Here is an 832-nt window from a genome sequence, read left to right on the forward strand (position 1 = left end):
CTGCCGTCGGCACGCGTCACGACCTGATTCGTGTTGATGCCCTGATCGGGATCGAAATAGTCTTTCTGCTTTTCGCGGCCCTGCGCATCGTACTGTGTCATCAGCTTCGTCGGGCTTTGCGCACCGAATGAAGCCGCGTCTGACTTCGACGGGCCGAATGTCGTTTCCAGGCGTGAGCCGTCACCATGGAAGCCGCGCTCGATGCCCGAACCGTCGCCGTTGAAGTCACTTCGTTGAATCGTCTTGCCGCTGCCGTCTTTTACATCGATGCGATAACTGCCGTCCGGGCCGTAGTTCGAGTAATCGACGGTTCGCAGCGGTTTGCCCTGCGAGTCGACTGTCTGCGACTGCACGCGCTTGCCATCCTTGAACGTCTGCGTGGACTTGTCTCCCGACGGCCACTCTTCGGTCATCGAATTGATCTTGCCGTTAGCGTCGCTTTCGTAGCGAACCGTCGGCTGGCCAGGCTCGATAGGCGCGGCACCGCTCATGCTGCCGTCGACGTTGTACTCGCTGCCCGCGCCCATGCCACTTGGAGTGCCTGCGTAAGTACCCATGACGCTCGTCGTGAGCCGATGCTGAAGTTGCGAATCCGTGAGCCCAGTGTCGCGATATTTTGCGTACACCGCATCGAACTCCGGGCCGGTCCATGCGGATGAGCCCCCGCTGAGCTTGGTTCCTGGATTGCCGGGCGTCGCTGTATTTTGCTCGACTTCCCGGGCGATTTTCCATTGATTGGCATGCGCCACCGTTTGGGCTCTTACATAGCGCGTCGCCGCCTGATTGTGTGCGTCCGGATCACGCGGATTGACCCCATAGTCCTTCGCAAATG

1 pseudogene is annotated in these 832 nt (G+C 59.9%); it reads right to left on the reverse strand.

Going from position 1 to position 832, the window contains the following annotated elements:
- Positions 1–626: pseudogene (locus NCT03_RS33650) on the reverse strand (hypothetical protein); the annotation flags it as partial.
- Between the last annotated feature and the right edge of the window lie 206 nt (positions 627–832).

Origin of the sequence: Caballeronia sp. GAWG1-1, from assembly GCF_023631465.1 — a bacterium.
Taxonomy (GTDB): domain Bacteria; phylum Pseudomonadota; class Gammaproteobacteria; order Burkholderiales; family Burkholderiaceae; genus Caballeronia.